Source organism: Azospira sp. (genome assembly GCF_030247495.1).
Taxonomy (GTDB): domain Bacteria; phylum Pseudomonadota; class Gammaproteobacteria; order Burkholderiales; family Rhodocyclaceae; genus Azospira; species Azospira oryzae.
On record NZ_JAOTRW010000003.1, the window covers coordinates 1 to 26,630 of the forward strand.

General features: G+C 66.7%; 25 protein-coding genes, 1 rRNA gene and 1 other RNA gene. 23 read left to right on the top strand and 4 right to left on the bottom strand.

Annotated elements, in window-relative coordinates:
- From rrf to ybiB, 12 genes are all read left to right on the top strand, one after another.
- Nucleotides 1-85, top strand: a 5S ribosomal RNA gene (rrf, locus tag OEL49_RS17425); the annotation flags it as partial.
- Nucleotides 86-312: 227 nt separating this feature from the next.
- Nucleotides 313-411, top strand: an RNA gene (gene ffs / locus OEL49_RS03455) — signal recognition particle sRNA small type.
- 59 nt (nt 412-470) lie between these two features.
- The gene (gene dnaX, locus OEL49_RS03460; RefSeq protein ID WP_014236883.1) at nt 471-2,117 is read left to right on the top strand and encodes a DNA polymerase III subunit gamma/tau; all 1,647 of its coding nucleotides are present in this window, start codon (nt 471-473) and stop codon (nt 2,115-2,117) included.
- A gap of 18 nt (nt 2,118-2,135) precedes the next feature.
- Nucleotides 2,136-2,456 (top strand): YbaB/EbfC family nucleoid-associated protein, encoded by a 321-nt coding sequence (locus tag OEL49_RS03465; RefSeq protein ID WP_202946006.1) that lies wholly within the window; start codon nt 2,136-2,138, stop codon nt 2,454-2,456.
- Nucleotides 2,456-3,058 (top strand): recombination mediator RecR, encoded by a 603-nt coding sequence (gene recR / locus OEL49_RS03470; RefSeq protein ID WP_014236885.1) that lies wholly within the window; start codon nt 2,456-2,458, stop codon nt 3,056-3,058. Before OEL49_RS03465 ends, recR begins: the two co-directional genes overlap by 1 nt.
- A gap of 209 nt (nt 3,059-3,267) precedes the next feature.
- Complete coding sequence (gene petA, locus OEL49_RS03475; RefSeq protein ID WP_014236886.1) at nt 3,268-3,864, top strand: ubiquinol-cytochrome c reductase iron-sulfur subunit; 597 nt, start codon at nt 3,268-3,270, stop codon at nt 3,862-3,864.
- Between the two features lie 3 nt (nt 3,865-3,867).
- On the top strand, nt 3,868-5,172 hold the full coding sequence (locus OEL49_RS03480; RefSeq protein ID WP_014236887.1) for a cytochrome b: 1,305 nt from the start codon (nt 3,868-3,870) through the stop codon (nt 5,170-5,172).
- Nucleotides 5,173-5,185: 13 nt separating this feature from the next.
- The gene (locus tag OEL49_RS03485) at nt 5,186-5,899 is read left to right on the top strand and encodes a cytochrome c1 (RefSeq protein ID WP_014236888.1); all 714 of its coding nucleotides are present in this window, start codon (nt 5,186-5,188) and stop codon (nt 5,897-5,899) included.
- Nucleotides 5,900-5,981: 82 nt separating this feature from the next.
- Nucleotides 5,982-6,578, top strand: coding sequence for a glutathione S-transferase N-terminal domain-containing protein (locus tag OEL49_RS03490; RefSeq protein WP_014236889.1), 597 nt, complete (start codon nt 5,982-5,984; stop codon nt 6,576-6,578).
- Nucleotides 6,579-6,686: 108 nt separating this feature from the next.
- The gene (locus OEL49_RS03495) at nt 6,687-7,106 is read left to right on the top strand and encodes a ClpXP protease specificity-enhancing factor (protein ID WP_014236890.1); all 420 of its coding nucleotides are present in this window, start codon (nt 6,687-6,689) and stop codon (nt 7,104-7,106) included.
- A gap of 222 nt (nt 7,107-7,328) precedes the next feature.
- Nucleotides 7,329-10,094: a nitrate reductase gene (locus OEL49_RS03500; RefSeq protein ID WP_287874008.1), complete on the top strand. Its 2,766-nt coding sequence runs from the start codon at nt 7,329-7,331 to the stop codon at nt 10,092-10,094.
- Nucleotides 10,095-10,125: 31 nt separating this feature from the next.
- The gene (ybiB, locus tag OEL49_RS03505; protein WP_287874009.1) at nt 10,126-11,109 is read left to right on the top strand and encodes a DNA-binding protein YbiB; all 984 of its coding nucleotides are present in this window, start codon (nt 10,126-10,128) and stop codon (nt 11,107-11,109) included.
- A gap of 100 nt (nt 11,110-11,209) precedes the next feature.
- On the opposite strand, the gene OEL49_RS17380 is transcribed toward ybiB, so the two are convergent.
- A complete protein-coding gene (locus tag OEL49_RS17380) occupies nt 11,210-11,632 on the bottom strand; it encodes a tautomerase family protein (protein ID WP_308806150.1) in 423 nt (140 codons plus the stop codon).
- A 46-nt stretch (nt 11,633-11,678) separates the two neighbouring features.
- Here OEL49_RS17380 and OEL49_RS03515 point away from each other — a divergent pair, with 46 nt between their 5' ends.
- Nucleotides 11,679-12,812 carry an ABC transporter substrate-binding protein gene (locus tag OEL49_RS03515; protein WP_014236894.1) on the top strand — a complete coding sequence of 378 codons (1,134 nt, stop codon included), beginning with the start codon at nt 11,679-11,681 and terminating at the stop codon, nt 12,810-12,812.
- Between the two features lie 93 nt (nt 12,813-12,905).
- Here the strand turns inward: OEL49_RS03515 and OEL49_RS03520 are convergent, their stop codons facing one another.
- Nucleotides 12,906-13,823: an alpha/beta hydrolase gene (locus OEL49_RS03520; RefSeq protein WP_014236895.1), complete on the bottom strand. Its 918-nt coding sequence runs from the start codon at nt 13,821-13,823 to the stop codon at nt 12,906-12,908.
- Between the two features lie 130 nt (nt 13,824-13,953).
- On the opposite strand from OEL49_RS03520, the gene OEL49_RS03525 reads away from it, so the two are divergent.
- Both OEL49_RS03525 and blaOXA read left to right on the top strand, forming a co-directional pair.
- Nucleotides 13,954-14,289 carry a DUF1294 domain-containing protein gene (locus tag OEL49_RS03525; RefSeq protein ID WP_014236896.1) on the top strand — a complete coding sequence of 112 codons (336 nt, stop codon included), beginning with the start codon at nt 13,954-13,956 and terminating at the stop codon, nt 14,287-14,289.
- Nucleotides 14,290-14,307: 18 nt separating this feature from the next.
- On the top strand, nt 14,308-15,198 hold the full coding sequence (gene blaOXA / locus OEL49_RS03530; protein ID WP_414635382.1) for a class D beta-lactamase: 891 nt from the start codon (nt 14,308-14,310) through the stop codon (nt 15,196-15,198).
- 118 nt (nt 15,199-15,316) lie between these two features.
- Here the strand turns inward: blaOXA and OEL49_RS03535 are convergent, their stop codons facing one another.
- Nucleotides 15,317-17,248 (bottom strand): sensor domain-containing diguanylate cyclase, encoded by a 1,932-nt coding sequence (locus OEL49_RS03535; RefSeq protein WP_287874011.1) that lies wholly within the window; start codon nt 17,246-17,248, stop codon nt 15,317-15,319.
- A gap of 455 nt (nt 17,249-17,703) precedes the next feature.
- Between OEL49_RS03535 and nirB the strand changes: the two genes are divergently transcribed.
- The 5 genes from nirB to OEL49_RS03560 all read left to right on the top strand — a co-directional run bounded on the left by nirB (nt 17,704) and on the right by OEL49_RS03560 (nt 22,221).
- A complete protein-coding gene (gene nirB / locus OEL49_RS03540) occupies nt 17,704-20,142 on the top strand; it encodes a nitrite reductase large subunit NirB (protein WP_014236899.1) in 2,439 nt (812 codons plus the stop codon).
- Between the two features lie 72 nt (nt 20,143-20,214).
- Nucleotides 20,215-20,523, top strand: coding sequence for a nitrite reductase small subunit NirD (nirD, locus tag OEL49_RS03545; RefSeq protein WP_014236900.1), 309 nt, complete (start codon nt 20,215-20,217; stop codon nt 20,521-20,523).
- A gap of 211 nt (nt 20,524-20,734) precedes the next feature.
- Nucleotides 20,735-21,103, top strand: coding sequence for a sirohydrochlorin chelatase (locus OEL49_RS03550; protein WP_287874012.1), 369 nt, complete (start codon nt 20,735-20,737; stop codon nt 21,101-21,103).
- 24 nt (nt 21,104-21,127) lie between these two features.
- Nucleotides 21,128-21,703 carry an ANTAR domain-containing response regulator gene (locus OEL49_RS03555; RefSeq protein ID WP_014236902.1) on the top strand — a complete coding sequence of 192 codons (576 nt, stop codon included), beginning with the start codon at nt 21,128-21,130 and terminating at the stop codon, nt 21,701-21,703.
- Between the two features lie 122 nt (nt 21,704-21,825).
- Nucleotides 21,826-22,221 (top strand): hemerythrin domain-containing protein, encoded by a 396-nt coding sequence (locus OEL49_RS03560; RefSeq protein ID WP_014236903.1) that lies wholly within the window; start codon nt 21,826-21,828, stop codon nt 22,219-22,221.
- Nucleotides 22,222-22,266: 45 nt separating this feature from the next.
- Here OEL49_RS03560 and OEL49_RS03565 read toward each other — a convergent pair whose 3' ends face one another.
- Nucleotides 22,267-22,866 carry a YIP1 family protein gene (locus OEL49_RS03565; RefSeq protein WP_014236904.1) on the bottom strand — a complete coding sequence of 200 codons (600 nt, stop codon included), beginning with the start codon at nt 22,864-22,866 and terminating at the stop codon, nt 22,267-22,269.
- 520 nt (nt 22,867-23,386) lie between these two features.
- On the opposite strand from OEL49_RS03565, the gene OEL49_RS03570 reads away from it, so the two are divergent.
- The 3 genes from OEL49_RS03570 (at nt 23,387) to OEL49_RS03580 (ending at nt 26,506) form a co-directional block, all read left to right on the top strand.
- Nucleotides 23,387-24,664 carry a CmpA/NrtA family ABC transporter substrate-binding protein gene (locus OEL49_RS03570; RefSeq protein ID WP_014236905.1) on the top strand — a complete coding sequence of 426 codons (1,278 nt, stop codon included), beginning with the start codon at nt 23,387-23,389 and terminating at the stop codon, nt 24,662-24,664.
- Nucleotides 24,665-24,812: 148 nt separating this feature from the next.
- Nucleotides 24,813-25,703: a nitrate ABC transporter permease gene (gene ntrB / locus OEL49_RS03575; RefSeq protein WP_014236906.1), complete on the top strand. Its 891-nt coding sequence runs from the start codon at nt 24,813-24,815 to the stop codon at nt 25,701-25,703.
- Nucleotides 25,704-25,705: 2 nt separating this feature from the next.
- Nucleotides 25,706-26,506 (top strand): ABC transporter ATP-binding protein, encoded by an 801-nt coding sequence (locus tag OEL49_RS03580; protein ID WP_014236907.1) that lies wholly within the window; start codon nt 25,706-25,708, stop codon nt 26,504-26,506.
- Nucleotides 26,507-26,630: the final 124 nt, after the last annotated feature.

Genomic DNA, 26,630 nt, shown 5'->3' on the forward strand with positions numbered 1-26,630 from the left:
CCTTCCCATCCCGAACAGGACCGTGAAACAGAGTTGCGCCGATGATAGTGCATACTTCATGTGCGAAAGTAGGTCACCGCCAGGCTCCCCTTACAACACCCCAGCTACTATGTGGCTGGGGTGTTTCTATTTGTACCTTCAAAATCTCCCCCCACTCAAAAACGGCTTAGATGCTCTGCCGTCGGCTCTTGCCGAGTCCAGATATCGGCTTGTGATATCGAGATTTGGCGGATGACTGGTTGCTCGTTCGAGTGACGGAAAAAAAGCGCTGGTGGGCGAGAAACGCCGATCAGCTATGTTAGAATTCGCACCGGCGGGTCTCCCCGCATTGCAGGGTGGTGAACCTGGTCAGGTCCGGAAGGAAGCAGCCACAGCTACTTACTGCAAGTGCCGGGGGTAAGGCTCGCCACTTTCATTTCCGGCAGCCGCCATGGGCGGTCGGGTGCCGCTGTCGTGCGAGACTATTCGGCATGAGCTATCAGGTTCTGGCGCGCAAATGGCGCCCTCGAAGCTTTTCCACCCTGGTCGGCCAGGAGCATGTGGTCCGTGCGTTGACCCATGCTCTCACCGAGCAGCGGCTCCACCACGCGTATCTCTTCACCGGCACCCGAGGTGTCGGCAAGACCACCTTGGCCCGCATCCTGGCCAAATCCCTCAATTGTGAATCCGGCATCTCGGCGACTCCTTGCGGGCAATGTTCTGCCTGCCAGGAAATCGATGCGGGTCGTTTTGTAGATCTTCTCGAGGTCGATGCGGCCACCAATACCCGGGTCGATGAGATGCGCCAGCTGCTCGAGAATGCGGTGTATGCGCCTACCCGGGGCCGCTTCAAGGTCTACGTGATCGACGAAGTGCACATGCTTTCCAATTCGGCCTTCAACGCCATGTTGAAGACCCTGGAAGAGCCACCCGAGCACGTCAAATTCATCCTGGCGACCACCGATCCCCAGAAAATTCCGGTGACGGTTCTTTCCCGCTGTCTGCAGTTCAATCTGAAGCAGATGCCGCCCCAGGCCATCACCGGCCATCTTTCCCACATCCTTGAGGCTGAATCCGTCCCCTTCGAGGCGCCGGCGTTGGCTTTGCTGGCCCGCTCTGCCAACGGCAGTATGCGTGACGCCCTGTCGCTGCTCGACCAGGCGATTGCCCATGGCACCGGCAAGGTGGAGGAGTCCCTGGTGCGCGACATGCTCGGCACTGTGGATCAGGATTACCTGTTCACCCTCTTGGAAGCCATGGCCCAGGGCGATGTCAGTGCCATGCTGAGTGTGGCCGATCTGATGACGGAGCGCAGCCTATCCTTCGACAGTGCCCTGCAGGATCTGGCTGCCATGCTGACCCGTCTGCAGGTGGCTCAGCTGGCCCCGGCTGCCATTGCCGAGGATACGCCGGACCGCAGCCGCTTACTCGCACTGGCAGGTGCCATCGACGCCCAGACGGTGCAGTTGGCCTACCAGATCAGCGTGCATGGTCGCCATGAACTACCCATGGCCCCCGACCCCCATGCCGGTTTCGTCATGACCCTGTTGCGTCTGCATGCCTTTGCGCCGCGCCAGCCTGGGGAGGGCCCATCCCCGGGAAAAGCGTTGGCCGCCCCGCGGGCGCAGGCTCCCGCGGTTAAGGCGGCTCCTTCCCGAATTTCCGTCCCGGCCCGAACTGCAGAAGCCCCCGTCGTACAGCCGGTAGCCGCTCCTGCGGAGACGATGCCGGCGGCACAGGCTGTCGCCGCTGACAGCGAGGCTCCAGGTGACTGGCAGTCGATTCTTGACAGCTTGCAGTTGTCCGGTATGGCGCGGGCCCTGGCCCAGCATTGCGAGTTACTGAAGCTGGGCGAGGAGGTGGTGCAATTGCGCTTGCCGCCGGCCCATCGCCACCTGATCATGAAGGCGGCCCAGGATCGGCTGCAGCAGGCCTTGGGCGAATACTGTGGCCGCCCGCTGCAGTTGCAGATCGAAGTGGCCGAAGTAAGCACGCTGACGCCGGCGGCGATTCTCCAGCAGGAAAGGGAGGAGCGCCAGGACCGGGCTGTCGCCGCCATCGAGCAGGATCCCTTTGTGCGCGAGGTGATCGACATCTTCGACGCCACGCTGATTGAATCATCCATCAAACCCATCTAGTTGAGGACCACGAAAATGATGAAAGGCGGCATCGCCGGCCTGATGAAGCAGGCCCAGCAAATGCAGGAAAACATGAAGAAGGCCCAGGAAGAGCTGGGTCGCGTCGAGGTGGAAGGCCAGGCCGGTGCCGGCATGGTCAAGGTGCTGATGACCTGTTCCCACGACGTGCGCCGTGTCACGATCGACCCCTCGGTCATGGACGACAAGGAAATGCTGGAAGATCTGATCGCCGCCGCCGTCAATGACGCAGTTCGCCGTGGCGAGGAGCTGAGCAAGGAACGCATGTCCGGCTTCACCGCCGGCCTCAACCTGCCCCCCGGATTCAAGCTGCCCTTCTGATGAGCACCCCATCCAGCCTCGAAGAACTGATCGAGGCCCTCCGTTGTTTGCCGGGGATCGGGCCGAAATCGGCCCAGCGCATGGCCTACCATCTGCTGCAGCGGGACCGCAAGGGTGCCCGCCGCCTGGCAGACGGCATGTCCCATGCGCTGGAGGCCATTCGCCATTGCAGCCGCTGCAACACCTTCACCGAGTCCGAGATCTGCGAGCGCTGCGCCTCCACCAAGCGGGATGCCAGCCTGCTGTGCGTCGTCGAAACGCCGGTGGACATGAACATGATGGAGCAGACCCAGGCCTACAACGGGCTCTACTACGTCATCATGGGGCGCTTGTCGCCGCTGGACGGTGTCGGTCCCCGGGAGCTGCAGCTGGACCGTCTGCTGGCCCGGGCCTGCGATGGCGAGGTCCAGGAGGTCATCCTGGCCACTAATTACACCAACGAAGGCGAAGCGACCGCTCACTACGTCAGCGAACTGCTGCGCAGCAGGGGCATCAAGGTGACCCGGATCGCCCGGGGGGTGCCGGTGGGTGGGGAGCTGGAGTACGTGGATGCCGGCACCCTGGCTCAGGCCATGCGGGAGCGGAAAAACGTGGAAGCCTAGCCCTGGCGGGTCCGATTCTTGACCAGGCTCAGGTTTGGAGCGGCTTTCGACGCATTTGACGACATTGAGTTCCCGGCCCGGTTCCAGTCCGTAGGTGGATTCGAGTATAATCTTCCGGTTTTGTTCGGCCAGGATCATTTTTGCCTCGCCGAAGGCGTTACCGAATTGCTGTTCTGAATTTTAATTTCAACGTTCTAGGGATCTGCGCTATGAGCAAAGAGAACAAAGTGGACTGCGGCAGGCGGCGTCTGATCGTCGCTACCGCGGCCGTGGGCGGGGCCGGGGCGGTGGCGGCACTCGTGCCGTTCGTCGCCAGCATGCTGCCGTCCGAACGCGCCAAGGCAGCCGGCGCTCCGGTGGAAGTGGATATTTCCAAGCTGGAACCGGGTCAGATGATGACCGTGGAATGGCGTGGCAAGCCGGTGTGGATCATCAACCGCACCAAGGACATGCTGGACACCCTGCCCAAGCTGGCCGATGCCGTCGCCGATCCCAAGTCCGAAAAAGAGCAGCAGCCCGCCTACTGCCAGAACGAAACCCGCTCCATCAAGCCCGAAGTGCTGGTCGCCGTGGGTATCTGTACCCACCTGGGCTGTTCTCCTTCCGCCAAGTTCAAGCACGGCGCCGAAGAGGGCATGTCCGGTGACTGGCTGGGCGGCTTCCTGTGCCCCTGCCACGGTTCCACCTTCGACTTTGCCGGCCGCGTTTACAAGGCCAAGCCGGCTCCGACCAACCTGGAAGTTCCGCCGCACATGTATCTGTCCGATACCCGCATCCTGATCGGCGAAGACAAGAAGGGGGCGTAAGGAATGGCTGCCAATACCAATTTCGAAAAGTACAAGTCCGACGGTTCCATCGGCGGCAACGTGCTGGAGTGGGTCGATGCCCGCTTCCCCGCCACTTCCATGTGGAAGGGCCACCTGTCCGAGTACTACGCACCGAAGAACTTCAACTTCTGGTACTTCTTCGGCTCCCTGGCCTTGCTGGTCCTGGTGCTGCAGATCGTCACCGGCATCTTCCTGGTGATGCACTTCAAGCCGGATGCTTCCCTGAACGCCGCCGGCGTGCCCGTGGCCTTCGCCTCCGTCGAGTACATCATGCGCGACGTGCCCTGGGGCTGGCTGATCCGCTACATGCACTCCACCGGTGCTTCCGCCTTCTTCATCGTCGTCTTCCTGCACATGTTCCGCGGCATGCTCTACGGTTCCTACCGCAAGCCCCGCGAGCTGATCTGGCTGTTCGGCGTCGGCATCTTCCTGTGCCTGATGGGCGAAGCCTTCTTCGGCTACCTGCTGCCCTGGGGCCAGATGTCCTTCTGGGGCGCCCAGGTGATCGTGAACCTGTTCTCCGCCATTCCCCTGATCGGACCGGACCTGTCCGTCTGGCTGCGCGGTGACTTCGTGGTGGGCGATGCAACCCTGAACCGCTTCTTCTCCTTCCACGTGATCGCCATGCCCCTGGTGCTGATCGGCCTCGTCGCCGCCCACATCCTGGCCCTGCACGAAGTCGGCTCCAACAACCCCGACGGCGTCGAGATCAAGAAGCTGAAGGACGAGAACGGCCATCCCCTGGACGGCATTCCCTTCCATCCCTACTACACCGTCAAGGACATCGTCGGCGTCGTGGTCTTCCTGATGGTCTTCTCCTGCGTGGTGTTCTTCGCACCCGAAGGCGGCGGCTACTTCCTGGAATACAACAACTTCATTCCGGCCGATCCCCTGAAGACCCCGCCCCACATCGCTCCGGTGTGGTACTTCACCCCCTTCTACTCCATCCTGCGCGCCATGGTGTGGCCGATCCTGGGCCTGGATGCCAAGTTCTGGGGTGTGGTGGCCATGGGCGCTTCCGTGGTGATCTTCGCCTTCCTGCCCTGGCTGGATCGCAGCCCGGTCAAGTCCATCCGCTACCGCGGTCCGATCTACAAGACCTTCCTGACCCTGTTCGTGATCTGCTTCGTGATCCTGGGCTACCTCGGTACCCAGCCGCCCTCCTACTGGGGCGAGAAGGTCTCCCAGGTTTGCTCCCTGATCTACTTCGGCTTCTTCCTGCTGATGCCGTGGTATTCCAAGGTGGACAAGTACACGCCGGAACCCGAGCGTGTGACCATGAAATAAGGACGAGAGCGACATGAAAAAACTGCTTACTGCATTGCTCTTCGCGCCCCTGATGGCGCTGGCCAGCGGCGCCGCCGTGCATCTGGACAAGGCTCCGGACGTTTCCGGCGACAACGCGGCCCTGCAAAACGGCGCCAAGCTGTTCGTGAACTACTGCCTGAACTGCCACGGCGCCTCCTTCATGCGCTACAACCGGCTGACCGGCATCGGTCTGACCGAGCAGCAGATCAAGGACAGCCTGCTGTTCACCGCCGACAAGGTGGGCGAGCCCATGCGCGTCGCCATCCGTCCGGACGAAGCCAAGCAATGGTTCGGCGCCACCCCGCCCGACCTGACCCTGATCGCCCGTGCCCGCGCTTCCGAAGCCGGTCCCGGCGCCGACTGGCTCTACACCTACCTGCGTTCCTTCTACCGTGACGACAAGCGTCCCACCGGCTGGAACAACGTGGTGTTCGAGAACGTCGGCATGCCGCACATCCTGTGGGAACTGCAGGGTCAGCAAGTGCTGAACCACGAGACCCACAAGCTGGAACTGGCCGTACCCGGCAAGCTGTCCGCCGCCGAGTACGACAAGCAAATCGCTGACCTGGTCGGTTTCCTGGTGTACATCGGTGAACCCGTTTCCGGTCTGCGCAAGCAGCTGGGCATTGCCGTCCTGCTGTTCCTCGGCGTGCTCTTCGTCGTTGCTTACGCTCTCAAGCGCGAGTACTGGAAAGACGTGCACTAACCCGCCTGACATTCAGGCTACGGCATCGCCGATCGGGGCTTTTCCCGGCGGCGGTGCCGATTCCTTTTTGAGGTAACGAGTCATGATGAACCTCTACTCCGGCACCACCGATCCCTTCAGCCACCGCTGCCGCATCGTCCTGTTCGAAAAGGGCATGGACTTCCAGGTGATCGATGTGGACCTCTTCAACAAGCCCGAAGACATCGCCGTCATCAACCCGTACAACCGGGTGCCGGTGCTGGTCGAGCGCGAGTTGATCCTGTACGAACCCAACATCATCAACGAATACATCGATGAGCGTTTCCCCCATCCCCAGCTCATGCCGGCCGACCCCATCATGCGGGCCCGGGCGCGCCAGCTGCTGTCCACCATGGAACGGGAAATCTTTGCCTACATCGAGCCCCTGGAAAAGAACGCCAAGACCGCCGACAAGGCGCGGACCGAAATCCGCAACCGCCTGACCGAGCTGGCTCCCATGTTCGCCAAGCAGAAGTTCATGCTGGGCGACGAGTTCTCCATGCTCGACGTGGCCATCGCCCCCCTGCTGTGGCGCCTGGACCACTACGGCATCGACCTGCCGAAGACTGCCGCGCCGCTGATGAAGTACGCCGAGCGCATCTTCAGCCGCCAGGGCTTCATCGATGCCCTGACGCCTTCCGAAAAGGTGATGCGCAAGTAACGAACTGACGGGGGCGCCGCCACGGTGTCCCCGTCTTTTCTCCAGGCCGGCGCCTGCGGTGCCGGTGCGTCGGCCGGACCGGTCGGCGCCATTCAGCGGAAGACTGTCATGCAACTGCCCTCCACCAAGCCCTACCTGATCCGCGCCATTTACGAATGGTGCGTGGACAACGGCTTTACCCCCTACATCGCAGTGGCCGTGGATGACCGGACCCTGGTGCCCCGCGAGTACGTGCGGGACGGCCAGATCGTCCTCAACATCAGCGGCGACGCCACTTCCCACCTCAACATGAGCAACGAGCTGATCAGCTTTGCCGCCCGTTTCGGCGGTGTGGCCCGGGATCTGTCGGTGCCGGTGGGCAATGTGGTGGCCATCTACGCCCGTGAAAACGGGGCCGGCATGGCCTTCGAGGTGGATGAAGAAGGTGAAGGCGAGGGCGAAGTGGTGGCGGATGCCGGCGACGAGACCCCGCCGGAGCCGCCGGCCGCACCGCCCAGCGGCCGTCCCCACCTGCAGCGGGTGAAGTGAGCGGGGGTTTTCCTTCTTAGGTACTCCCCGCCGCTCCACCGGAAACCGCCTCGCGCCCCAAGCCGAGGCGGTTTTTCTTTGGCGCACCAAGCTGGCGCGGGATGCGCCAAGCTGGGGCCGAAATCCAGCCGTTCTCCTGGCGGATTCGCTGTCGTTTATTGGTAACCCATTGATTATTAATGGTGGCATGGCTGTTGCTGTGTTGGGGCAGGAGCCCAGACCATGCCAAATGAAAGCCACTTCCCCCCCAGTGTCACCCCTTCCACTTGCTGCTACTGCGGCACCGGCTGCGGCGTCCTCATCGACAGCCGCGACGGCCGCATCACCGACGTGCGCGGCGACCCGGAGCACCCGGCCAACCAGGGGCGCCTCTGCGCCAAGGGGGCGACCCTGCACCTTACCGCCGCCCCCGGCACCCTTCAGGCCAACCGGGCCCTCTATCCGGAAGTGCGCACCCGCCGCGACCAGCCGCGCCAGCGGGTGAGCTGGGAGCAGGCCATGGCCGTGGCGGCCCGCCGTTTCGCCTCCGTCATCGCCGAGCACGGACCGGAGGCGGTGGCCTTCTACGTCTCCGGCCAGCTGCTGACCGAGGACTACTACGTCTTCAACAAGCTGGTGAAGGGCTTCATCGGCAGCAACAACATCGACACCAACTCCCGCCTCTGCATGTCCTCCGCCGCCTCCGGCTACAAGCTGACCCTGGGCGTGGATGCACCGCCCAACTGCTATGAGGATATCGGCCTGGCCCAGTGCCTGTTCATCACCGGCGCCAATCCGGCCGCCGCCCACCCCATCGTCTTCCGCCGCATCGAGGATGCCCGGGCGGCCAATCCCGAACTCAAGATCATCGTCGCCGACCCCCGCCGCAGCGAGACGGCCGCCATCGCCGACCTGCACCTGGCCCTGAAGCCCGGCACCGACATCGCCCTCTACAACGCCATGCTGCACGTGCTGTTGGCCGAGAACCTGGTGGACCGGGACTACATCGCCGCCCACACCGAAGGCTTTGCCGCCCTGGAAACGATTGCGGCGGACTACAGCCCCGCCGTGGCGGCCCAGATCTGCGGCATCCCGGCCGAGGACATCGTCCAGGCGGCGCGCTGGTTCGGCCTCTCCAAGGCCAGCCTGTCCCTCTGGTGCCAGGGCCTCAACCAGTCCCGCCACGGCAGCCACAACAACGCCGCCCTGATCCACCTGCACCTGGCCACCGGCCACATCGGCCGGCCCGGCGCCGGCCCCTTCTCCCTCACCGGCCAGCCCAACGCCATGGGCGGCCGGGAAGTGGGGGGCATGGCCAACCTGCTCTCTGCCCACCGGGATCTGGGCAACGCCGAGCACCGGGCCGAAGTGGCCCGCTTCTGGGGCGTGCCCGAGGTGCCGGCCAAGCCCGGCCTCACCGCCGTGCAGCTGTTCGAGGCCGTGGGCCGGGGTGAAGTCAAGGCCCTGTGGATCGCCTGCACCAACCCGGCCCATTCCCTGCCGGACCAGGCCCGGGTGCGGGCCGCCCTGGAGACGGCGGAATTCGTGGTGCTGCAGGAAGCCTACGGCGATACCGACACCGCCGCCTACGCCGACCTGCTGCTGCCCGCCGCCAGCTGGGGCGAGAAGGAGGGCACGGTGACCAACTCGGAGCGCCGCATCTCCCGGGTGCGGGCCGCCGTGGCGCCGGCCGGCGAGGCCCGGGCCGACTGGGCCATCGCCGTCGATTTCGCCCACCGCCTGGGGGATGAACAGGGCCGGGGCGAAGAGGCCCGCCGCCTGTTCCCCTACCGCCGCCCCGAAGCCATCTTCAACGAGCACCGGGACAGCACCCGGGGCCGGGACCTGGACATCACCGGCCTCTCCTACGGCCTCCTGGAGCAGCGCGGGCCCCAGCTGTGGCCCTTCCCCGCAGGGGCCGAGGCCGGCCTGCCCCGGCTTTACGCCGACGGCCGCTTCCCCACGCCTTCCGGCCGCGCCCGCTTCGTCCCGGTGCAGCACCAGGAGGTGGCCGAGCCCACCGATGTGGATCAGCCCCTCAGCCTCCTTTCCGGCCGCCTGCGGGACCAGTGGCATGGCATGAGCCGCACCGGCACCGTGCCGCGCCTGTTCCACGGCGCCGAGGAGGCGGTGCTGGCCATGCATCCCTGCGACCTGCGCCACCGAGGCCTGGAGGACGGCGACCTGGCCCGGGTCAGCAACGGCCGCGACAGCCTGGTGCTGCGGGTGGCCGCCGTGGCCGGCCTGAAGAAGGGCCGGGCCTGGCTGCCCATGCACTGGGGCAGCCGGTTCATGCACGGCGCCGGCGCCAACGCCTTCACCGGCCCGGCCTGCGATCCCATTTCCCTGCAGCCCGAGCTGAAGCACGCCCCGGTGCAGGTGGAAAAGGCCGACCTGCCCTGGCCCCTGGCCGTGGTGCGGGCCGGAGAGGGGCCCGACGCCCTGGCCTCCAGCCTGGCCCTGCTGCAAAGGGCGCGCCGCCTGTTGCCCCGCTTCCCCTACGCCAGCGTCGGCCTCTATGGCCGCGGCCAGCCCCTGGTGGTGTTCCGCGCCGCGGCAGAGGCGCCCCTGGACGAGGCCCAGATCCGGGAGATCGACGCCCTCTTCGACCTGGAGCGGGAGGAGGGCGCCATCGTCTACGCCGACCGCCGCCGCCACATCGGCAAGCGGGCCCTGGCCCGGGACGGCCACCTGCTCGGGGTGCGCCTGGCCGGCGAGACCCAGGCCCTGGCCTGGCTCAAGGACGCCATCTCCGACGACGTGCTGGACCCGGACCTGCTGCGCTGGGCGGTGGCCCCCATCAGCACGCCGCCGGCCAAGCTGCTGCGCGCCAGCCCGGTGGTGTGCAAGTGCGCCGACATCACCCAGGCCCAGATCGAGGCCGGCATCGCCAGGGGCCTGGACCTGGACGGCCTGCAGAACGAGCTAAAATGCGGAACCTTCTGCGGCGGCTGCCTGCCCGAAGTGAAGAAAATCATCGTTGCCAAGACATCCCCCCAGGCTGCCTGAGGGAAAGACAAGGAAAACCGGGGAGACGCCCATGAATTACGCCCACTTCATCAAGGAACTCGGCCGCGGCGCCGAGGGCGCCAAGGACCTGACCCAGGAGGAGGCCCAACTGCTCTACGGCGCCATGCTCGACGGCGGTGTGCCCGAACTGGAACTGGGGGCCATCACCATCGCCCTGCGGGTCAAGGGCGAGAGCGCCGAGGAAATGATCGGCTTTCTGGCCGCCGCCAGCGAGCGGGTCCATGCCCTGCGGCCGCCCCCCGGACGCATCCGGCCGGTGGTCATTCCCAGCTACAACGGCGCCCGCAAGGGGGCCAACCTGACGCCCCTGCTGGCCCTGCTGCTGCAGCGCTTCGGCGTGCCGGTGCTGGTGCACGGCCTGCTCGAAGGCTATGGCCGGGTCACTTCGGCCCACGTCTTTCGCGAACTGGGCCTGATGCCCTGCGCCAGCCACAGCGCCGTGCAGCAGGCCATGGACGGCTACGGCGTGGCCTGCGTGCCCCTCAACGTGCTCAGCCCGGGGCTGCACAACCTGCTCTCCCTGCGCAGCCGCCTGGGCCTGCGCAACAGCGCCCACAGCCTGGTGAAGATGCTCGACCCCTTCAAGGGCGGCGGCGTCCTGCTGGGAGCCGCCACCCATCCGGCCTACATGGACCTGATGCGCGACATCCTCTCCTACGGCGGCGGCCGGGCCCTGTTGCTGCGGGCCTCGGAAGGGGAGCCCTTCGCCAACCCCAAGCGCCGCCCGCGCATCGAGTACCTGCACGAGGAGCAGTGCGAGGTGCTGTTCGAGGCAGAGCACGAAAGCCTCAAGGCCCTGCCCAACCTGCCGGAGGAGTGCGACGCCAAGGTCACCGCCCAGTGGATCCGCAAGGTGCTGGACGGCCAGGCCAGCCTGCCCCTGCCCCTGGCCAACCAGCTGGCCTGCTGCCTCTACGCCAGCGGCTATGCGGAAGACTTCAACCAGGCCAAGGCCATCGTGGCGGTGGAAGGCAACGGCCTGACCACGGTCTAGAGCATCCCGGCCCTGGCCGTGGCACGATTGCGCCACCGGCCGCCGCCGTGGGGCCGCGCCCCGCCCGAACCCGCCGCCAGGCGGGTTTTGTTTTGGGGGCTCAGCCCTGGCGCCGCTTCCAGTCGTCGGTGAGCAGGCCGGCAAAGCCCCAGTTTTCCTCAGTGATTTCCTGGATCACGATGTGGGTGTGTTCCGGCTTTTTGCCCAGCACCCGCACCAGGCTGTCGGTGACTTCCGCCACCAGGCGGGCCTTCTGTTCCCGGCTGGCGCCGGCGGTGATCTGGATATTGACGTAGGGCATGGGATCTCCTCGGGTCGGTTGGGGGTCGGCCATGGTGCCATGGAAAAGGCGCCGGCGGATGCTCCGGTCATCGCCGCCAGTCCTTGCCGGCTCCCCGCCGCCCGCCGCCGATGCAGGCCAGGCGGGGCCTGGGGCCAATTGTCGTGCAGATGACAATCTCCCGCTGCGTCCCTTCCTAGACTGTGGCCAGCCCGTCAGCGAACGAGGCCCGAACCGGAGCATACCGGTCCCCTACCAGGCGGCATCGAGACACCAAAGGAGATTGTGGATGAAGGCGCTACGGCGAGCCCTCACGGGGCTCTATTTCGTTTGTGGGGCCCTGCTGGCGACGTCGCTTCATGCCCAGCAGGGCAATGTCATCAAGCTGGGCCAGTCCCTGCCCCTCAGCGGGCCCCTGGCCGAACTGGGCAGCGAGTACCGGGACGGGGCCCAGGCCTATCTCAAGTGGATCAACAGCAAGGGCGGCATCCACGGCCGCCGTATCGAGCTGGTGACCCTGGACGACGGCTATGTGGTGGAAAAGAGCGTGGAGAACGCCAAGCAGCTGCTGGACAAGGAGGGCGTCTTCGCCTTTCTCGGCATGTTCGGTAGCGCCAACTACACGGCCCTGATGCCCCTGGTGAACGAGCGGGGCGTGCCTTCGGTGGCGCCCTACACCGGGGCCGATGAGCTGCGGGAGCAGGCCTCGCCCCAGACCTTCTGGCTGCGGGCCAGCTACGGCGACGAGACGGAAAAGATCGTGGACCAGCTGACCACCCTGGGCATCAACCACATCGCCGTCTTCTACCAGAATGACGCCTTCGGCAAGGCCGGCCTCAAGGGCGTGGAGGTGGCCCTGAAGAAGCGCAACCTGAAGGTCATCGCCAGCGGCAGCTTCGACAAGGTGAAGAACGACGTGACCGAGGCGGTCAAGGCCATCGCCGCCGCCGACACCCAGGCCGTGGTCATGATCAGCACCTACAAGCCCACCGCCCTGTTCGTCAAACAGATGCGGGCCACCGGCAAGCAGCCCCAGTTCTTCGCCCTTTCCGTGGTGGGCTACAAGGCCCTGCAGGCGGAGATGGGGGCGGAGGCGGCGGGCATCGCCATCTCCCAGGTGACGCCCTATCCCTGGAGCGCCTCCAGCGGCGTGGTGCGGGAGTTCGACGCCCTGCCGCCGGCGCTGAAGCCCAAGGGCGGCATCACCTACACCAACCTGGAAGGCTTCATCGCCGCCAAGGCCATGGTGGAAGGCCTGCGCCGGGCCGGGCCCCAGCCGACCCGGGAAAAGCTGGTGAGCGCCCTGGAATCCATGGCGCCCTGGGATGCGGGGGGCTTCCTCCTGGATTTCTCCGGCAAGCACCTGGGCTCCCGCTTCTCCGAAGTGACCATCGTCGGCAACAGCGGCCGGCTGCTGCGCTGAAAAGTGGCCTGCCCTGGCAGCCAGCAGGGACGGGCTTGAACGACAAGGGGCGGCTGCAAAGGCCGCCCCTTCTGCTTTCCAGGCCGGTGCCCTTCAGCCCCTGGCGTACTGGCGGATGAAGGCGCAGCAGTCGGCCAGGGCCGCCGTGGCTTCGGGGAACAGGGGCGCCACCGCCGGGTAGCAGTGGAACATGCCTTTCCCCAGCTCCAGCCGCACCTCCACGCCCGCCGCCCGGGCCTTGGCGGCGAAGCTGATGGCGTCGTCGCGCATGATCTCGGCGCCGCCGGCGTGCAGCAGCAGGGGCGGCAGGCCCTGCAGGTCGCCGAAGAGGGGCGAGATGAGGGGCTCGCGCCGGTCCCGCTCGCCGGCGTAGTAGCGGCTGAAAACCTCCCAGCAGCCGTCCGGCGCCAGGGGGTCCGATTCCTGGTAGGAGGGGCCGCTGCTGGTGAGATCGGTCCACGGCGACAGGGCCACCGCCGCCGCCGGCAGGGGCCGGCCCTTGTCGCGCAGGGCCAGCAGGGCCGCCAGCAGCAGGCCGCCGCCGGCCGAATCGCCGGCAAAGACGGCCCTGGCCGGGTCCTGGCCCCGGGCCAGCAGCCACTCCCAGGCCGCCAGGGCGTCGTCCAGGGCGGCCGGGAAGGGATGCTCCGGGGCCAGCCGGTAATCGAAGACCAGGGCCGGCACGCCGCTGCCGGCGACGAACTTGGCCACCGCCGCCCGGTGGGAGCGGTGGGAGCCCATGACGTAGCCGCCGCCGTGGAAATAGAGCATGGCGCTGCCGCCGGCGTCGTCCCGCGGGCGGATCCACTCCAGGCTCATGCTGCCCAGGTTGAAGCTGTCCACCGCGATGTCGGGGGGCAGCTTGCCGAAGATCACCCCGGATTTTTCCACCTGGGCCCGCAGGGCCGGGATGGAGGTGTCGAAGGTGATGCTCTCGCGCCGGGCCTTGAGGCGGAACCAGTGGCGGTGCTTGAGCAGGAAGATGACGGCGCGGGCTTTGAGGCTGGGCATGGCGGATCCGGTGGGCAGGGCAGGGTACGGCGGTGGCCTCCCGGTTGTGCGGGAGGGGCGGGAAGGCGCATTATCCACCAGTTTTCCCGGCGTCATGCGCCCCATGCCGAACCCTTGCCGCGAGCCTGCCTTGTCATCCGCCCCGATCCTCTCCCTGCTGCCGCTCCATTACGCCGCCCTCAGCCTGCTCACCCTGCTGGTGTACGCCTGGGACAAGTCGGCGGCCCGGCGCCGTGCCTGGCGCATCAGCGAGGCCACCCTGCATGGCCTGGCCCTGCTCGGCGGCTGGCCGGGAGCCTGGCTGGCCCAGGCCTGGCTGCGTCACAAAAGCCGCAAGCAGCCCTTCCGTACCTGGTTCTGGCTGACAGTGGCGGCCAATCTGGCGGTTTTGGCCCTGCTGCTGTGGTGGCTGGGGCCGGGCGGCGGCTTTCCCTTTTCCATGCCGGCCATCCCCGTGCCGGGCTGAGGTCGTGAGGCGCCCATGATGAAATTTTGCATGCTTCGGTCCCTGGTTTTCTGTCTGCTCCTGCTGGGGGGCGGCGTTGCCGCCCGGGCGGAAACCGCGGACGAGCGGCACGAGTGGGGCGCCTTCTTCGCCGCCGCCGAGGCCCGCGGCACCATGGTGGTGGCGGACCGGCGCGGCGGCGGCCACCGCCTGTGGCGCTACGATGCGGAGCGGGCGGCGCGGCGCTATGTGCCCGCCTCCACCTTCAAGATCGCCCATGCCCTGATGGCCCTGGAGAGCGGCGTGCTGCGGGACGAATTCCAGGTCCTGCCCTGGGACGGGGTGCAGCGCGCCATCCCGGCCTGGAACCGGGACCAGGACCTGCGTTCCTCCATGCGCGCATCCGTGGTCTGGGTGTACCAGGGCTTTGCCCGGCAGATCGGCGAGGCCCGGGCCCGGCGCCTGCTGCAGGCCATGGACTACGGCAACGCCGAGCCGTCCGGCGGCGAGGACGGCTACTGGCTGGACGGCAAGTTGCGCATTTCCGCCGAGGAGCAGGTGGCCTTTCTCGAGCGCCTCTACCGCAATCAGTTGCCGCTGGCCCTGGCCCACCAGCGGCTGGTGAAGGACGTGATGATCGTGGAGGCCGGCCGCGACTGGATCCTGCGGGCCAAGACCGGCTGGGACGGCCGCATCGGCTGGTGGGTGGGCTGGGTGGAGTGGCCCCAGGGACCGGTGTTCTTCGCCCTCAACCTGGATACGCCGGGGCGGATGGCGGATCTGCCGAAGCGGGAAGGGGTGGCCCGGGCCATCCTGGCGGCCATCGGCGCCCTGCCGGCGGCACCGGGGGCGAGCGGGGCGAATGCCTCGGGTGCGATGACCGGGGCCGTGTCTCCCGCCCCGCCCGGCACCGCCCTGCCAGGCAAATAGGGCTTGCCTAAGGGGTCTGCCATGGCGGTGAGGCCCGCGGGATAAGGCTCCCGACGATGCCATCGCCGTCAGGCCCGTCCCGCCTGGCTCCCAGCCGGGTGCTGCCCGGCCCGATGGCTTACAGCCCCAGGCCCTGGCCCAGAGTCGTTTCCCCCACCACGTGCCGGTAGCGCCGGTAGCCGTTGCGGCCGCCGGACTTGGCCTGGTACATGGCCCAGTCGGCGTGGCGCAGCAGGGTTTCTGCGTCCTTGCCGGCTTCCGGGTAGAGGGCGATGCCGATGCTGGCGGAGACGTGGCCCTCGCCGTTCGGCAGGGGGAAGGGCCGGTTCATGGCGGCGACGATCTTTTCCGCCACCTGTTCTGCATCCTCGGCCCCCGCCACCTCTGCCAGGAGCACGGCGAATTCGTCGCCCCCCAGGCGGGCCACCGTATCGGCCTTGCGCAGGCAGCCCCGCAGGCGGGCCGCCGCTTCCTGCAGCAGCCGGTCGCCGGCGGCGTGGCCCAGGGTGTCGTTCACTTCCTTGAAATGGTCCAGGTCCACGAAGAGCAGGGCGAAAGCCCGCTCCTGCCGTTCCGACTGGGCCAGCAGCTGGCCCAGGAGGTCGTTGAAGAGGACCCGGTTGGGCAGGCCGGTGAGGCCGTCGTGCAGGGCCTGCTGGCGCAGCTTCTCCTGGTAGGCCTGGCGCTCGGTGACGTCCCGGGCCAGGGTCAGGATCAGGCGGCGGCCGCCGGAGGCGAAGGCGCCGATGCGCATCTCCACCGGGAATTCGTGGCCCAGGCGGTGGCGGTGGCGGCCTTCCTGGGTCACCGGGGCGTTGGTGTCCAGGTTGTGCCACAGCTGGTGCAGTTCGGCGGCGGGAATGCCGACCTCGAAGGCGTCCATATTGCTGCCGATCAGCTCCTCCCGGGGCAGGCCCAGGCTGTCGCAGGCCTGCTGGTTCACGTCCTCGATGCGGCCGCCGGGGTCGTGCAGGAAGAGGGCGTCGCCGGCCCGTTCCACCAGGTTGCGGAAGCGCCCTTCGCTTTCCCGCAGGGCCCGGGCCTGTTCCTCCAGGCGTTGCAGCTGGCGCCAGATGAGGCCGATGAAGAGGGAGCAGAGGACGATGCTGCCCAGGCCCATGAGGATGATGTGCAGGGTGGTGGCGCGCCAGGGGCGCAGCAGTTCGCTTTCCTCCTGGGAGACGGAGACCAGGATGGGATAGCGCTTGGCCTCGCGGAAGCTTTTCAGGCGCTGGCGCCCATCCATGGAGCTGGTTTCCAGCAGGGTGCCGCTGGCGCCGCGGCCGGGAGTGCGCAGGAACAGGTCCTGTTCCGGGTAGGCATGGCCCAGGCTGTCGGGCATTTCCGGGTAGCGGGCGAGCAGGGTGGTGTTGCTGTGGTAAAGGGCCACGGCGCCGCCGGGCAGGTGCAGCACGGAGCGGTAGAAGGAGACCACATCGGCCAGGCTGACGCTGGCCAGGATGACGCCGGCGAAATGGCCCCGGGGCCCCACCAGGCGGCGGGAGAAGATGAGCCGCTGGGAGCCGTCGAGCAGGGTGCGGGTGGGGGGCGAGATGAGGGGCTCGGCCTCGGCCGTGTCGCGCAGACGGCGGAAGTATTCCCGCTCCCGCACGTTCATGGCGGGTACCGGGTGGCGGGCCGAGTGGGCCAGCACATTGCCCTGGGCGTCCACCAGCACCAGGTTGGTGACGAAGGGGGTGGCGGTGACCTGGCTGCGCAGCAGCTGGTGCAGGCGCCGGGCCTGCTCCTCGCGCCGGGCCGGGTTTTTCTCCGCCACCAGTGGCGGCATGGCGGCCACTTCCTGGCGGGCGTTGAGCAGGGCCTGGTCGGTGGCGGTGATGGCCCGCTCCATCTGTTCCAGCAGGGCCAGGTTGAGGGTGCTGAGGTTGTCCCAGGCGGCGTTGTAGAGGCGTTCCCGGGTTTCGCCGATTTCCCGGAAGACCAGGCCGATGATGATGGCCACCAGGAGCAGCCAGCCGACCAGCAGGCTGCGTCCGGGACGCACCAGGGGCGGGCGGTTGGGGGGGGCGGTACTGTTTTCGGGAGCCATGGCGTTCTCCATTGGGATGGGGCGCACGAAGCACTCGTCTGTCGGCCCATTCTGGCATGGGCCCGGACTTCCTCAAATAGGCCTTTGGGCCAGCAGGGGACCGGCGGCGGGCGGCAGCCGAGGGACGGTGCCGGGCGCCCGCTGGCGGGGCAGGGCGAGGCGGCGATGCACCAGTTGTGTGCGGCGGAGCGGGCGGCGGGTTTGGTGTTATCTCATTTAAATCATGTGCTTACGGAATGGCATGGCGATTGCTAAATCTCAGGCGTACTCCTGTCGCCTGGGCGGCGGGACTGCCGGTGGTGTGGCCCTCGGGGTCAACGTGAAGCACTGCCCTTCAATGTTTTCTCTCGCTGCCTGATGGCGTTGCGGGAGGGCACGACGGCGTACCGCAATGGCGCGGGCGCCGTCCGAGGCCCGTCCCGCACCCCGGAAGCCGGCGACCGAAGGAGTGCTTCATGAACAAACCCAAACTGGTGCTGGTGGGCAACGGCATGGCCGGCGTGCGCACCCTGGAAGAGCTGCTGAAGATCGCCCCGGACCACTACGACATCACCGTCTTCGGCGCCGAACCCCATCCCAACTACAACCGCATCCTGCTTTCCCCGGTCCTGGCCGGCGAGATGACGGTGCCCGAGATCGTCCTCAACGATCTGCAGTGGTACGCCGACAACGGCATCAAGCTGCACCTCAACAAGAAGGTGACCAAGGTGGACCGGGTCAGGCGCCAGGTCGTCGCCGAGGACGGCACGGTGGAGTCCTACGACCGCCTGCTGCTGGCAACCGGCTCCAACCCCTTCATGCTGCCCATCCCCGGCAACGACCTGCCGGGGGTGATCGCCTATCGGGACATCGCCGACACCGACGCCATGATCGAGGCGGCCAGGACCCATCGCCACGCGGTGGTCATCGGCGGCGGCCTCTTGGGCCTGGAAGCGGCCAACGGCCTCAAGCTGCGGGGCATGGACGTGACCGTGGTGCACGTCGGCCCCTGGCTGCTGGAGCGCCAGCTGGACGAGGTGGCCGGGCGCATGCTGCAGCAGTCCCTGGAGGAGCGGGGCCTGAAATTCCTGCTGCAGAAGAACACGGAAGCCCTCATCGCCGGCGAGAGCGGCCGGGTGGCGGCCATCCGCTTCAAGGACGGCATGCAGATTCCCGCCGACCTGGTGGTGATGGCGGTGGGCATCCGCCCCAACACGGCCCTGGCCGAGTCTTCCGGCATTCACTGCAACCGGGGCATCGTCGTCTCCGACACCCTGCAGACCTACGATCCGAAAATCTACGCCGTGGGCGAATGCGTCAGCCATCGCGGCATCGCCTACGGCCTGGTGGCGCCGCTGTTCGAGCAGGCCAAGGTCTGCGCCAACCATCTGGCCGGTTACGGCATCGGTCGCTACCAGGGCTCGGTGACTTCCACCAAGCTGAAGGTCACCGGCATCGACCTTTTCTCCGCCGGCGACTTCATGGGCGGCAGCGACACCGAGGACATCGTTCTGCACGACCCGGCCGGCGGCGTGTACAAGCGCCTGGTGCTGAAGGACAACAAGCTGGTGGGCGGCGTGCTCTACGGCGACACGGCGGACGGTTCCTGGTACTTCCAGCTGCTGCGGGAGGGCAAGGACGTCAGCCAGATTCGCGACCACCTCATGTTCGGCCAGAGCAACCTGGGGGACACGGGCCACCAGGGCCACAACAAGGCCGCCGCCATGGCCGACAGCGCCGAGGTGTGCGGCTGCAACGGCGTCACCAAGGGCGTCATCGTCAAGGCCATCAAGGAGAAGGGGCTGTTCACCCTGGACGAGGTGCGCAAGCACACCAAGGCTTCCGCCTCCTGCGGTTCCTGCACCGGCCTGGTGGAGCAGATCCTGGCTTCCACCGTGGGTGGCGCCTACCAGGCCGCCAGCAGCGCCGAGAAGCCCATGTGCGGCTGCACCGAGCACAGCCACGGGGCCGTGCGCCAGGCCATCCGGGAGCGGCACCTGACCTCCATTCCGGCGGTGATCGAAGCCCTGGCCTGGAAGAATCCCAACGGTTGCGAGAAGTGCCGCCCGGCCCTCAACTACTACCTCATCTCCACCTTCCCCCACGAGGCCATGGACGATCCGCAAAGCCGCTTCATCAACGAGCGGGCCCACGCCAACATCCAGAAGGACGGCACCTATTCGGTGGTGCCGCGCATGTGGGGCGGCGTCACCACGCCCAACGAACTGCGGGCCATCGCCGACGTGGCGGACAAGTACCAGGTGCCCATGGTCAAGGTCACCGGCGGCCAGCGCATCGACCTCCTGGGGGTGAAGAAGGAGGACCTGCCTCACATGTGGGCCGACCTGGCCCAGGCCGGCATGGTCTCCGGCCACGCCTACGGCAAGTCCATCCGCACCGTGAAGACCTGCGTCGGCAGCCAGTTCTGCCGCTTCGGCACCCAGGACTCCACCGGCATGGGCATCGAGCTGGAGAAGATGCTGTTCGACATGTGGAGCCCCCACAAGGTGAAGCTGGCCGTCTCCGGCTGCCCGCGCAACTGCGCCGAATCCGGCATCAAGGACGTGGGCATCATCGCCGTCGATTCGGGCTGGGAAATCCACGTCGCCGGCAACGGCGGCATCAAGACCGAGGCGGCCCAGTTCCTGTGCAAGGTGGCCACCGCCGAAGAGGTCAAGGAATACTCCGGCGCCTTCCTCCAGCTCTACCGGGAGGAGGGCTTCTACCTGGAGCGCACCGTGCATTACGTGCAGCGGGTGGGCCTGGACCACGTCAAGCGCCTGGTGGTGGAGGACGAGGACAACCGCAAGGCCCTGCACGCCCGCCTGCTCGATTCCCTCAAGGATGCCGCCGATCCCTGGGCCGAGCACCAGGAAGCCCCGGCCCGGCGTGAATTCGAGCCCCTGGCCTTCTAAGCCGGCAGGCCGGCACGATTCTCTCGGTGTTCTCTGTGCCCTCTGTGGCAAAACGGTTTTAAGGAACGAAAAATGAGCCAATGGAAAAACCTCTGCGCCCTGGAAGACATCCCCCTGCTGGGTTCCCGGGTGGTGCAGCACCCGGGCGGCGATATTGCCGTGTTCCGCACCGACGGCGATGCCGTCTTCGCCCTCCACGACAAGTGCCCCCACAAGGGTGGGCCCCTCTCCCAGGGCATCGTGCACGGCCAGCGGGTGACCTGCCCCCTGCACAGCTGGAACATCGAGCTGGCCAGCGGCGAGGCGGTGGCGCCGGACCAGGGCTGTACCGCCCGCTTCCAGGTGAAGGTGGAAGACGGCCGGGTCTGGCTCCAGGCCTGACGGGGAAACGGCCATGCCCGGAGAGGCAGAAGGGACGGGCCTGACGGCCATGCCATGGCGGAGAAGTCCGTCCCTGCTGCCTCCTGGCGATGGCATGGAACCAATGGCCGTTCCGGCGGCCGAAGCAGGGGACGTCGCGGCCTTTGCCGGCTGCGGCAAAAGGCGATATCGATCAATTCCCTCGCCCCTTGCCTTCACCCATAATCCAGACATGACCCAAACTGCCCTCATCCTTTTCGGCCACGGTGCCCGGGACCCCCAGTGGGCCGAGCCCATGCAGCGCGTGAAGCGCGCCATCCAGGCGCGGGAGCCCCAGCGCCGCGTCGCCCTGGCCTTCCTCGAATTCATGGAGCCAACCCTGGAACAGTGCGTCGCCCAGTTGGCCGACGAGGGCGTCACCAGCATCCGCCTGGCGCCCATGTTCATGGCCCAGAGCGGCCACCTGAAGCGGGATCTGCCCCTGCAGGTAGAAGCCGCGGCACGCCAGCATCCCCAGCTCAGCATCCACATCGCCGGCGCCATCGGCGAAGCTCCGGGCGTGATCGACGCCATGGCCGAGCACATCCTGGCCCTCGACTAGGTCTTTTCAGGAATCCACCTACCCATGCTGCGCGTTCTCGTCATCGATGAATCCCAGAGCCGGGCCGCCGACATCTGCGCCGGCCTGGTCAAGGCCGGCCACCAGGTGGCGGCCGTGCTGGCCTCGTCCCTAGACCTGGCGGGAAGGGTGGAGGAACTGAAGCCCGACGTCATCCTCATCGAAACCGACAGCCCCAGCCGGGACACCCTGGAACACCTTTCCGCCATGAACCGGGACATGCCCCGGCCGGTGATCATCTTCGCCAACGACGACGATTCGGGCCTGATCCGGGAGGCCATGAAGGCCGGCGTCTCCTCCTACGTGGTGGATGGCCTGGACCCGGCCCGCATCAAGCCCATCGTCGAGGTGGCCCGGGCCCGCTTCGAGGAAACCCTGGCCCTGCGCCGGGAACTGGCGGAAACCACGCAGAAGCTGTCCGACCGCAAGATCATCGAGCGGGCCAAGGGCCTGCTCATGAAGACCCGCAAGATGGAAGAGGAAGAGGCCTACCACGCCCTGCGCCGCCTGGCCATGGACCGGGGCCAGAGCATCTCCCGGGTCTCCCGGGACGTCATCGAGATGGCCAAGGTCCTGCTCTGAAGGCCGGGCCGCCGGCCCATCCCTGGCTTTGACCCGGGTGATGTTGGGTTTGATTTGCATCCTGGCCCCGGTTCCCCGTCCGGCGCCATACTGTCTCCCATCACCCTTTCCGGGAGTCCGCCATGAAACGCCATCCCGCCCTGTTGCAGTTGTCCCGCGAACACCACACCGCCCTCAAGCTGTCCCTGGATTGCCGCAAGGCCGTGCTGGCGGCCGACCAGGCGGCCATGAACGCCCTGGCGGGCCAGATGTCGAGCCTCTTCGCCGCCGAGCTGGAACCCCACTTCCAGCGCGAGGAAGAGGAATTGCTGCCCTGGCTGGAAGCCGCCGGCGAGCACCAGCTGGTGGCCCGCACCCTGGCCGAGCACGCCCAGCTGCGGGGCCTGGCCGAGCGCATCGGCCGGGGCGACCGGGGCGCCCTGGAAGCCTTCGCCACAGCCCTGAGCGATCACGTGCGTTTCGAGGAACGGGAGTTGTTCGAGAAGGCCCAGGAATATCCGGCCTTCGCCGTCGGCTGAGGTTGTGCCGGGACGCGGCCCCGGCAGGGGCGATGGCGCCCTGGTCTAGTGGATCAGGACCAGGGCCAGGATGACGGTCCACGCCGGCAGGGCGCAGACCATGATGACGCCGCAGAAGAGGGTGGCCAGGCAGTCGTCCTCCACCGCCAGCAGGCGGCGGATGCAGCGGTACATGGCGTAGCTGGAAAGGGCCAGGGCGACCATGCCGGTGATGAGGATGAAAATCAGGCTGGGCACGGCCAGGGCCAGGGAGGCCAGCCATAGGGGAATGGTGCTGAGGGTCACCACCAGGAAGGCCTGGCGCCGGTTCATCGGCACCTGGAAGAAGCGCCCGGCCAGGTGGGCGACGCCCGCCAGCAGGGGCACCATCAGCAGTTCCCAGGCCAGGATGAGCAGCAGGCGTTCCCAGCTGGGGGCAATGAAGCCGGCGATGATGCGGTTGCCGTAGGCGTTGCCGGCGAAGTTGGCCATCACCGGCAGCAGCAGGGAGAGGGGCAGGGCGATGAGGAGAAAACTGACGGCGGCGGAGGGCAGATGCTCCACGTCGTCCCAAAGGATGTCGTGGTTTTCCTGCGTGCCTGCACTGCCCATCATCCAGCCCGACAGTAAACGCGGGGCTTCCATGGGCTGTTGCTGGATATCCATGTTTCCCTCCCGCTCCCGATACGTGCGGGAGCATTATTTTGTGTTGCATGCCATCAACAACCCGATAATCATAAGAACATCGGATGCCAGTGTCTTTAGGCGTTTGGTCATAGATGGGGTCGGCGCTTTCGCCGTTCCCCTTTCCTCTCCCGCCGTCGCTCCCCATTCCGCTGTCCTTCCTCCGCTGTCGCTGCAACCGCCGGCCCGGGTTCCCCCTTCTTGTGCGGCGGTCACGCCATGGCGCACCGCAGCAGTGCGCTCCGGTGCCGCGGATGGATTTTTTCAGGGTGGTGGGAATGTGGCTATCTATATGAAGTAACGGTGAATTCCAGATATTTTTGCTGCCTGGCACGGTGGTTGCTGAACTAGGTCGTAAGTCGGACCAATGGCGGTTCGAGCAACGCCGGGCAGCGCAGTGAAGCCCTGACCGGCAAACGGACAAAGGCGTCCATCCGCGTGTTCTCTCTCCTCTCACGCGGGTGTGACGCCTTTTCTTTTTTCTGAGGTCAAGGAGCATGGAATGTCCAAGCAAAAGCAATTCGAGGCACCCGATGCCGTGGCGGCGGAACGCCGCGAGTTCGTCAAATCCGCCGGCCTCCTGGGCTTGGGAGCAGCGCTCATGGGCCTGACTCCCGGTCTGCGTGCCGCCGCCTTTGCCGCCGGTTCCGACGCACCGGAAAAGACCGAGGTGAAGATCGGCTTCATTCCCCTGACCGACTGCGCCTCCGTGGTCATGGCCGCGGCCAAGGGCTTCGACAAGAAGTACGGCATCAAGATCGTGCCCACCAAGGAGGCCTCCTGGGCCGCCGTGCGCGACAAGCTGGTGAATGGGGAACTGGATGCGGCCCACGTGCTGTACGGCCTCATCTACGGCGTGCACCTGGGCATCGGCGGGCCGAAGAAGGACATGGCCAGCCTCATGACCCTCAACAACAACGGCCAGGGCATCACCCTCTCCAGCCAGCTGAAGGACAAGGGCGTCACCGACGGCGCCGCCCTGAAGAAGCTGATCAGCAGCGAGAAGCGGGAATTCACCTTTGCCCAGACCTTCCCCACGGGCACCCATGCCATGTGGCTCTACTACTGGCTGGCGGCCCACGACATCAACCCCATGAAGGACGTCAAGACCATCACCGTGCCGCCCCCCCAGATGGTGGCCAACATGCGGGTGGGCAATATGGACGGCTACTGTGTCGGCGAGCCCTGGAACGCCCGGGCCATCATCGACAAGGTGGGCTTCACCGCCGCCACCACCCAGGACATCTGGACCGACCATCCGGAAAAGGTGCTGGGCACCACCGCCGACTGGGCGGCCAAGCACCCGAAGACCGCCGTGGCCGTCACCGCCGCCATCCTGGAGGCTTCCCGCTGGATCGACGCCTCCCTGGCCAATCGCCGGGAGACGGCCGAGACCATCGCCGCCAAGGCCTACGTCAATACGGATGTGGACGTGATCCTGGACCGCATGCTGGGCCGCTACAGCAACGGCATCGGCAAGACCTGGGACGACAAGAACCACATGAAGTTCTTCAACGACGGCCAGGTAAATTTCCCCTACCTCTCCGACGGCATGTGGTTCCTCACCCAGCACCGCCGCTGGGGCCTGCTCAAGGACGATCCGGACTACCTGGGCGTGGCCAAGGCCATCAACCAGGTGGGCCTGTACCGCCAGGCGGCGGAGAAGGCCGGGGTGGCCGTGCCCAAGAGCGACCTGCGTTCCTCCAAGCTGATCGACGGCGTGGTGTGGGACGGCAAGGACCCGAAGAAATACGCCGCCAGTTTCAAGGTGCGCGCCTAAAAGCAACCGGCGGCCGTCCCGGCGGGGCCGGGGGCCGCCTCCATCCGTGCATGGGGGAATGATCATGACGACGATGACTTTGATTCAGGGCAACACCGCGCTGGCGGCCAGCCCGACGAACGATGCAACAGACCAGGGAGCAGCCGCCATGGCCATGAATGACAGCAGTGTGGGGAGCGGCCCGGCCGCCTCCGTGACGGCGGCCCCGGTGCCGCCATCGGCGCAGGAGCCGGCCCGGGCTGCCGCCGGCCGGCGCAGCAACGAGGCCCTGGTGGGTGTGCTCAAGGTGGTGCTGCCGCCCCTGATCGGCCTGGCCGTCTTCGTCGGCCTCTGGTACCTGGTCTCCATGACCAGCCCCCAGCTGCCCGGGCCGGCCAAGACCTGGGCCTCGGCGGTGCAGCTCTTTGCCGATCCCTTCTACCAGAACGGTCCCAACGACATGGGTATCGGCTGGAACATCCTCAACTCCCTGCAGCGTGTCGGCATCGGCTTCGGCATGGCCGCCCTGATCGGCATTCCCGCCGGCTTCCTGCTGGGGCGCTTCGATTTCCTCAACCGCATGATGTCGCCCATCATCAGCCTGCTGCGGCCCGTCTCGCCCCTGGCCTGGCTGCCCATCGGCCTGCTGGTGTTCAAGGCGGCCAACCCGGCGGCCATCTGGGTCATCTTCATCTCCTCCATCTGGCCCATGATCATCAACACCGCCGTGGGCGTGCAGCGCATTCCCAAGGACTACCTGAACGTGGCCCGGGTGCTGGACCTGCCGGAGTGGAAGGTGTTCACCAAGATCCTCTTTCCCGCCGTGCTGCCCTACATGCTCACCGGGGTGCGCCTTTCCATCGGCGTCGCCTGGCTGGTGATCGTCGCCGCGGAAATGCTCACCGGTGGCGTCGGCCTGGGCTTCTGGGTGTGGGACGAGTGGAACAACCTCAACGTCGAACACATCATCATCGCCATCTTTGTCGTCGGCCTGGTGGGGCTCCTGCTGGAGCAGGCCCTGGTGCTGCTGGCCAACCGCTTCAGCTACGAGGAGAAGTAAGCATGGAAAAATTCGTCCAGATCGAAGCCGTCGGCCAGACCTTCGATACCAAGAAAGGCAAGTTCGTCGCCCTGCGCGACGTGGATCTGTCCATCCGCCAGGGGGAGTTCATCGCCCTCATCGGCCACTCCGGCTGCGGCAAGTCCACGCTGCTCAACCTCATCGCCGGCCTCACCCGGCCTACGGATGGTGCTCTCATCTGCGACGGCCGGGAGATCGCCGGCCCCGGGCCGGAGCGGGGGGTGGTCTTCCAGAACCATTCCCTGCTGCCCTGGCTGACCTGCTTCGACAACGTCTACCTGGCGGTGGAGCGGGTTTTCGCTGCCAAGGAGGGCAAGGCCAAGCTGAAGCAGCGCACCCACGACGCCCTGGCCCTGGTGGGCCTGACCCACGCCGAGACCAAGTTCCCCCACGAGATTTCCGGGGGCATGAAGCAGCGGGTGGGCATTGCCCGGGCCCTTTCCATGCAGCCCAAGGTGCTGCTCATGGATGAGCCCTTCGGCGCCCTGGATGCCCTGACCCGAGCCAAGCTGCAGGACGAGCTGATGAAGATCTGCGATGCCACCCAGGCCACCGTGGTCATGGTCACCCACGATGTGGATGAGGCGGTGCTGCTGTCGGACCGCATCGTCATGATGACCAACGGCCCGGCCGCCACCATCGGCGAAATCCTCAGCGTGGACCTGCCGCGGCCGCGCAATCGCCTGGCCCTGGCCAACGACCCGAAATACATCGCCGCCCGGGCGGCGGTGCTGGAGTTCCTCTACGAGAAGCAGGCCCACAAGGAAGTGCTGGCAGCCTGAAGCGTGGTCCCGGGTCTCTGCCGCCGGGCGGCGATCCGGGGCTCACAGGCCGGATCGCCGCTGCCGGCGCAGGTGGGTGGAAGCGGCGCAAGGACTGCCGCAGAGTGCAGGAAGAAGGTGGGAT

Bases quoted from the DNA above. Each gene is read 5' to 3' on its own strand.
- OEL49_RS17380 (WP_308806150.1), bottom strand. From the start codon at position 11,632: ATGCTCCGGTTCGGGCCTCGTTCGCTGACGGGCTGGCCACAGTCTAGG.
- petA (WP_014236886.1), top strand. From the start codon at position 3,268: ATGAGCAAAGAGAACAAAGTGGACTGCGGCAGGCGGCGTCTGATCGTC.
- OEL49_RS03570 (WP_014236905.1), top strand. From the start codon at position 23,387: ATGTCCAAGCAAAAGCAATTCGAGGCACCCGATGCCGTGGCGGCGGAA.
- OEL49_RS03555 (WP_014236902.1), top strand. From the start codon at position 21,128: ATGCTGCGCGTTCTCGTCATCGATGAATCCCAGAGCCGGGCCGCCGAC.
- OEL49_RS03550 (WP_287874012.1), top strand. From the start codon at position 20,735: ATGACCCAAACTGCCCTCATCCTTTTCGGCCACGGTGCCCGGGACCCC.
- OEL49_RS03485 (WP_014236888.1), top strand. From the start codon at position 5,186: ATGAAAAAACTGCTTACTGCATTGCTCTTCGCGCCCCTGATGGCGCTG.
- recR (WP_014236885.1), top strand. From the start codon at position 2,456: ATGAGCACCCCATCCAGCCTCGAAGAACTGATCGAGGCCCTCCGTTGT.
- blaOXA (WP_414635382.1), top strand. From the start codon at position 14,308: ATGAAATTTTGCATGCTTCGGTCCCTGGTTTTCTGTCTGCTCCTGCTG.
- OEL49_RS03465 (WP_202946006.1), top strand. From the start codon at position 2,136: ATGAAAGGCGGCATCGCCGGCCTGATGAAGCAGGCCCAGCAAATGCAG.
- OEL49_RS03520 (WP_014236895.1), bottom strand. From the start codon at position 13,823: ATGCCCAGCCTCAAAGCCCGCGCCGTCATCTTCCTGCTCAAGCACCGC.
- OEL49_RS03490 (WP_014236889.1), top strand. From the start codon at position 5,982: ATGATGAACCTCTACTCCGGCACCACCGATCCCTTCAGCCACCGCTGC.
- OEL49_RS03480 (WP_014236887.1), top strand. From the start codon at position 3,868: ATGGCTGCCAATACCAATTTCGAAAAGTACAAGTCCGACGGTTCCATC.
- ntrB (WP_014236906.1), top strand. From the start codon at position 24,813: ATGGCCATGAATGACAGCAGTGTGGGGAGCGGCCCGGCCGCCTCCGTG.
- OEL49_RS03500 (WP_287874008.1), top strand. From the start codon at position 7,329: ATGCCAAATGAAAGCCACTTCCCCCCCAGTGTCACCCCTTCCACTTGC.
- nirD (WP_014236900.1), top strand. From the start codon at position 20,215: ATGAGCCAATGGAAAAACCTCTGCGCCCTGGAAGACATCCCCCTGCTG.
- OEL49_RS03495 (WP_014236890.1), top strand. From the start codon at position 6,687: ATGCAACTGCCCTCCACCAAGCCCTACCTGATCCGCGCCATTTACGAA.
- dnaX (WP_014236883.1), top strand. From the start codon at position 471: ATGAGCTATCAGGTTCTGGCGCGCAAATGGCGCCCTCGAAGCTTTTCC.
- OEL49_RS03565 (WP_014236904.1), bottom strand. From the start codon at position 22,866: ATGGATATCCAGCAACAGCCCATGGAAGCCCCGCGTTTACTGTCGGGC.
- OEL49_RS03580 (WP_014236907.1), top strand. From the start codon at position 25,706: ATGGAAAAATTCGTCCAGATCGAAGCCGTCGGCCAGACCTTCGATACC.
- nirB (WP_014236899.1), top strand. From the start codon at position 17,704: ATGAACAAACCCAAACTGGTGCTGGTGGGCAACGGCATGGCCGGCGTG.
- ybiB (WP_287874009.1), top strand. From the start codon at position 10,126: ATGAATTACGCCCACTTCATCAAGGAACTCGGCCGCGGCGCCGAGGGC.
- OEL49_RS03535 (WP_287874011.1), bottom strand. From the start codon at position 17,248: ATGGCTCCCGAAAACAGTACCGCCCCCCCCAACCGCCCGCCCCTGGTG.
- OEL49_RS03515 (WP_014236894.1), top strand. From the start codon at position 11,679: ATGAAGGCGCTACGGCGAGCCCTCACGGGGCTCTATTTCGTTTGTGGG.
- OEL49_RS03560 (WP_014236903.1), top strand. From the start codon at position 21,826: ATGAAACGCCATCCCGCCCTGTTGCAGTTGTCCCGCGAACACCACACC.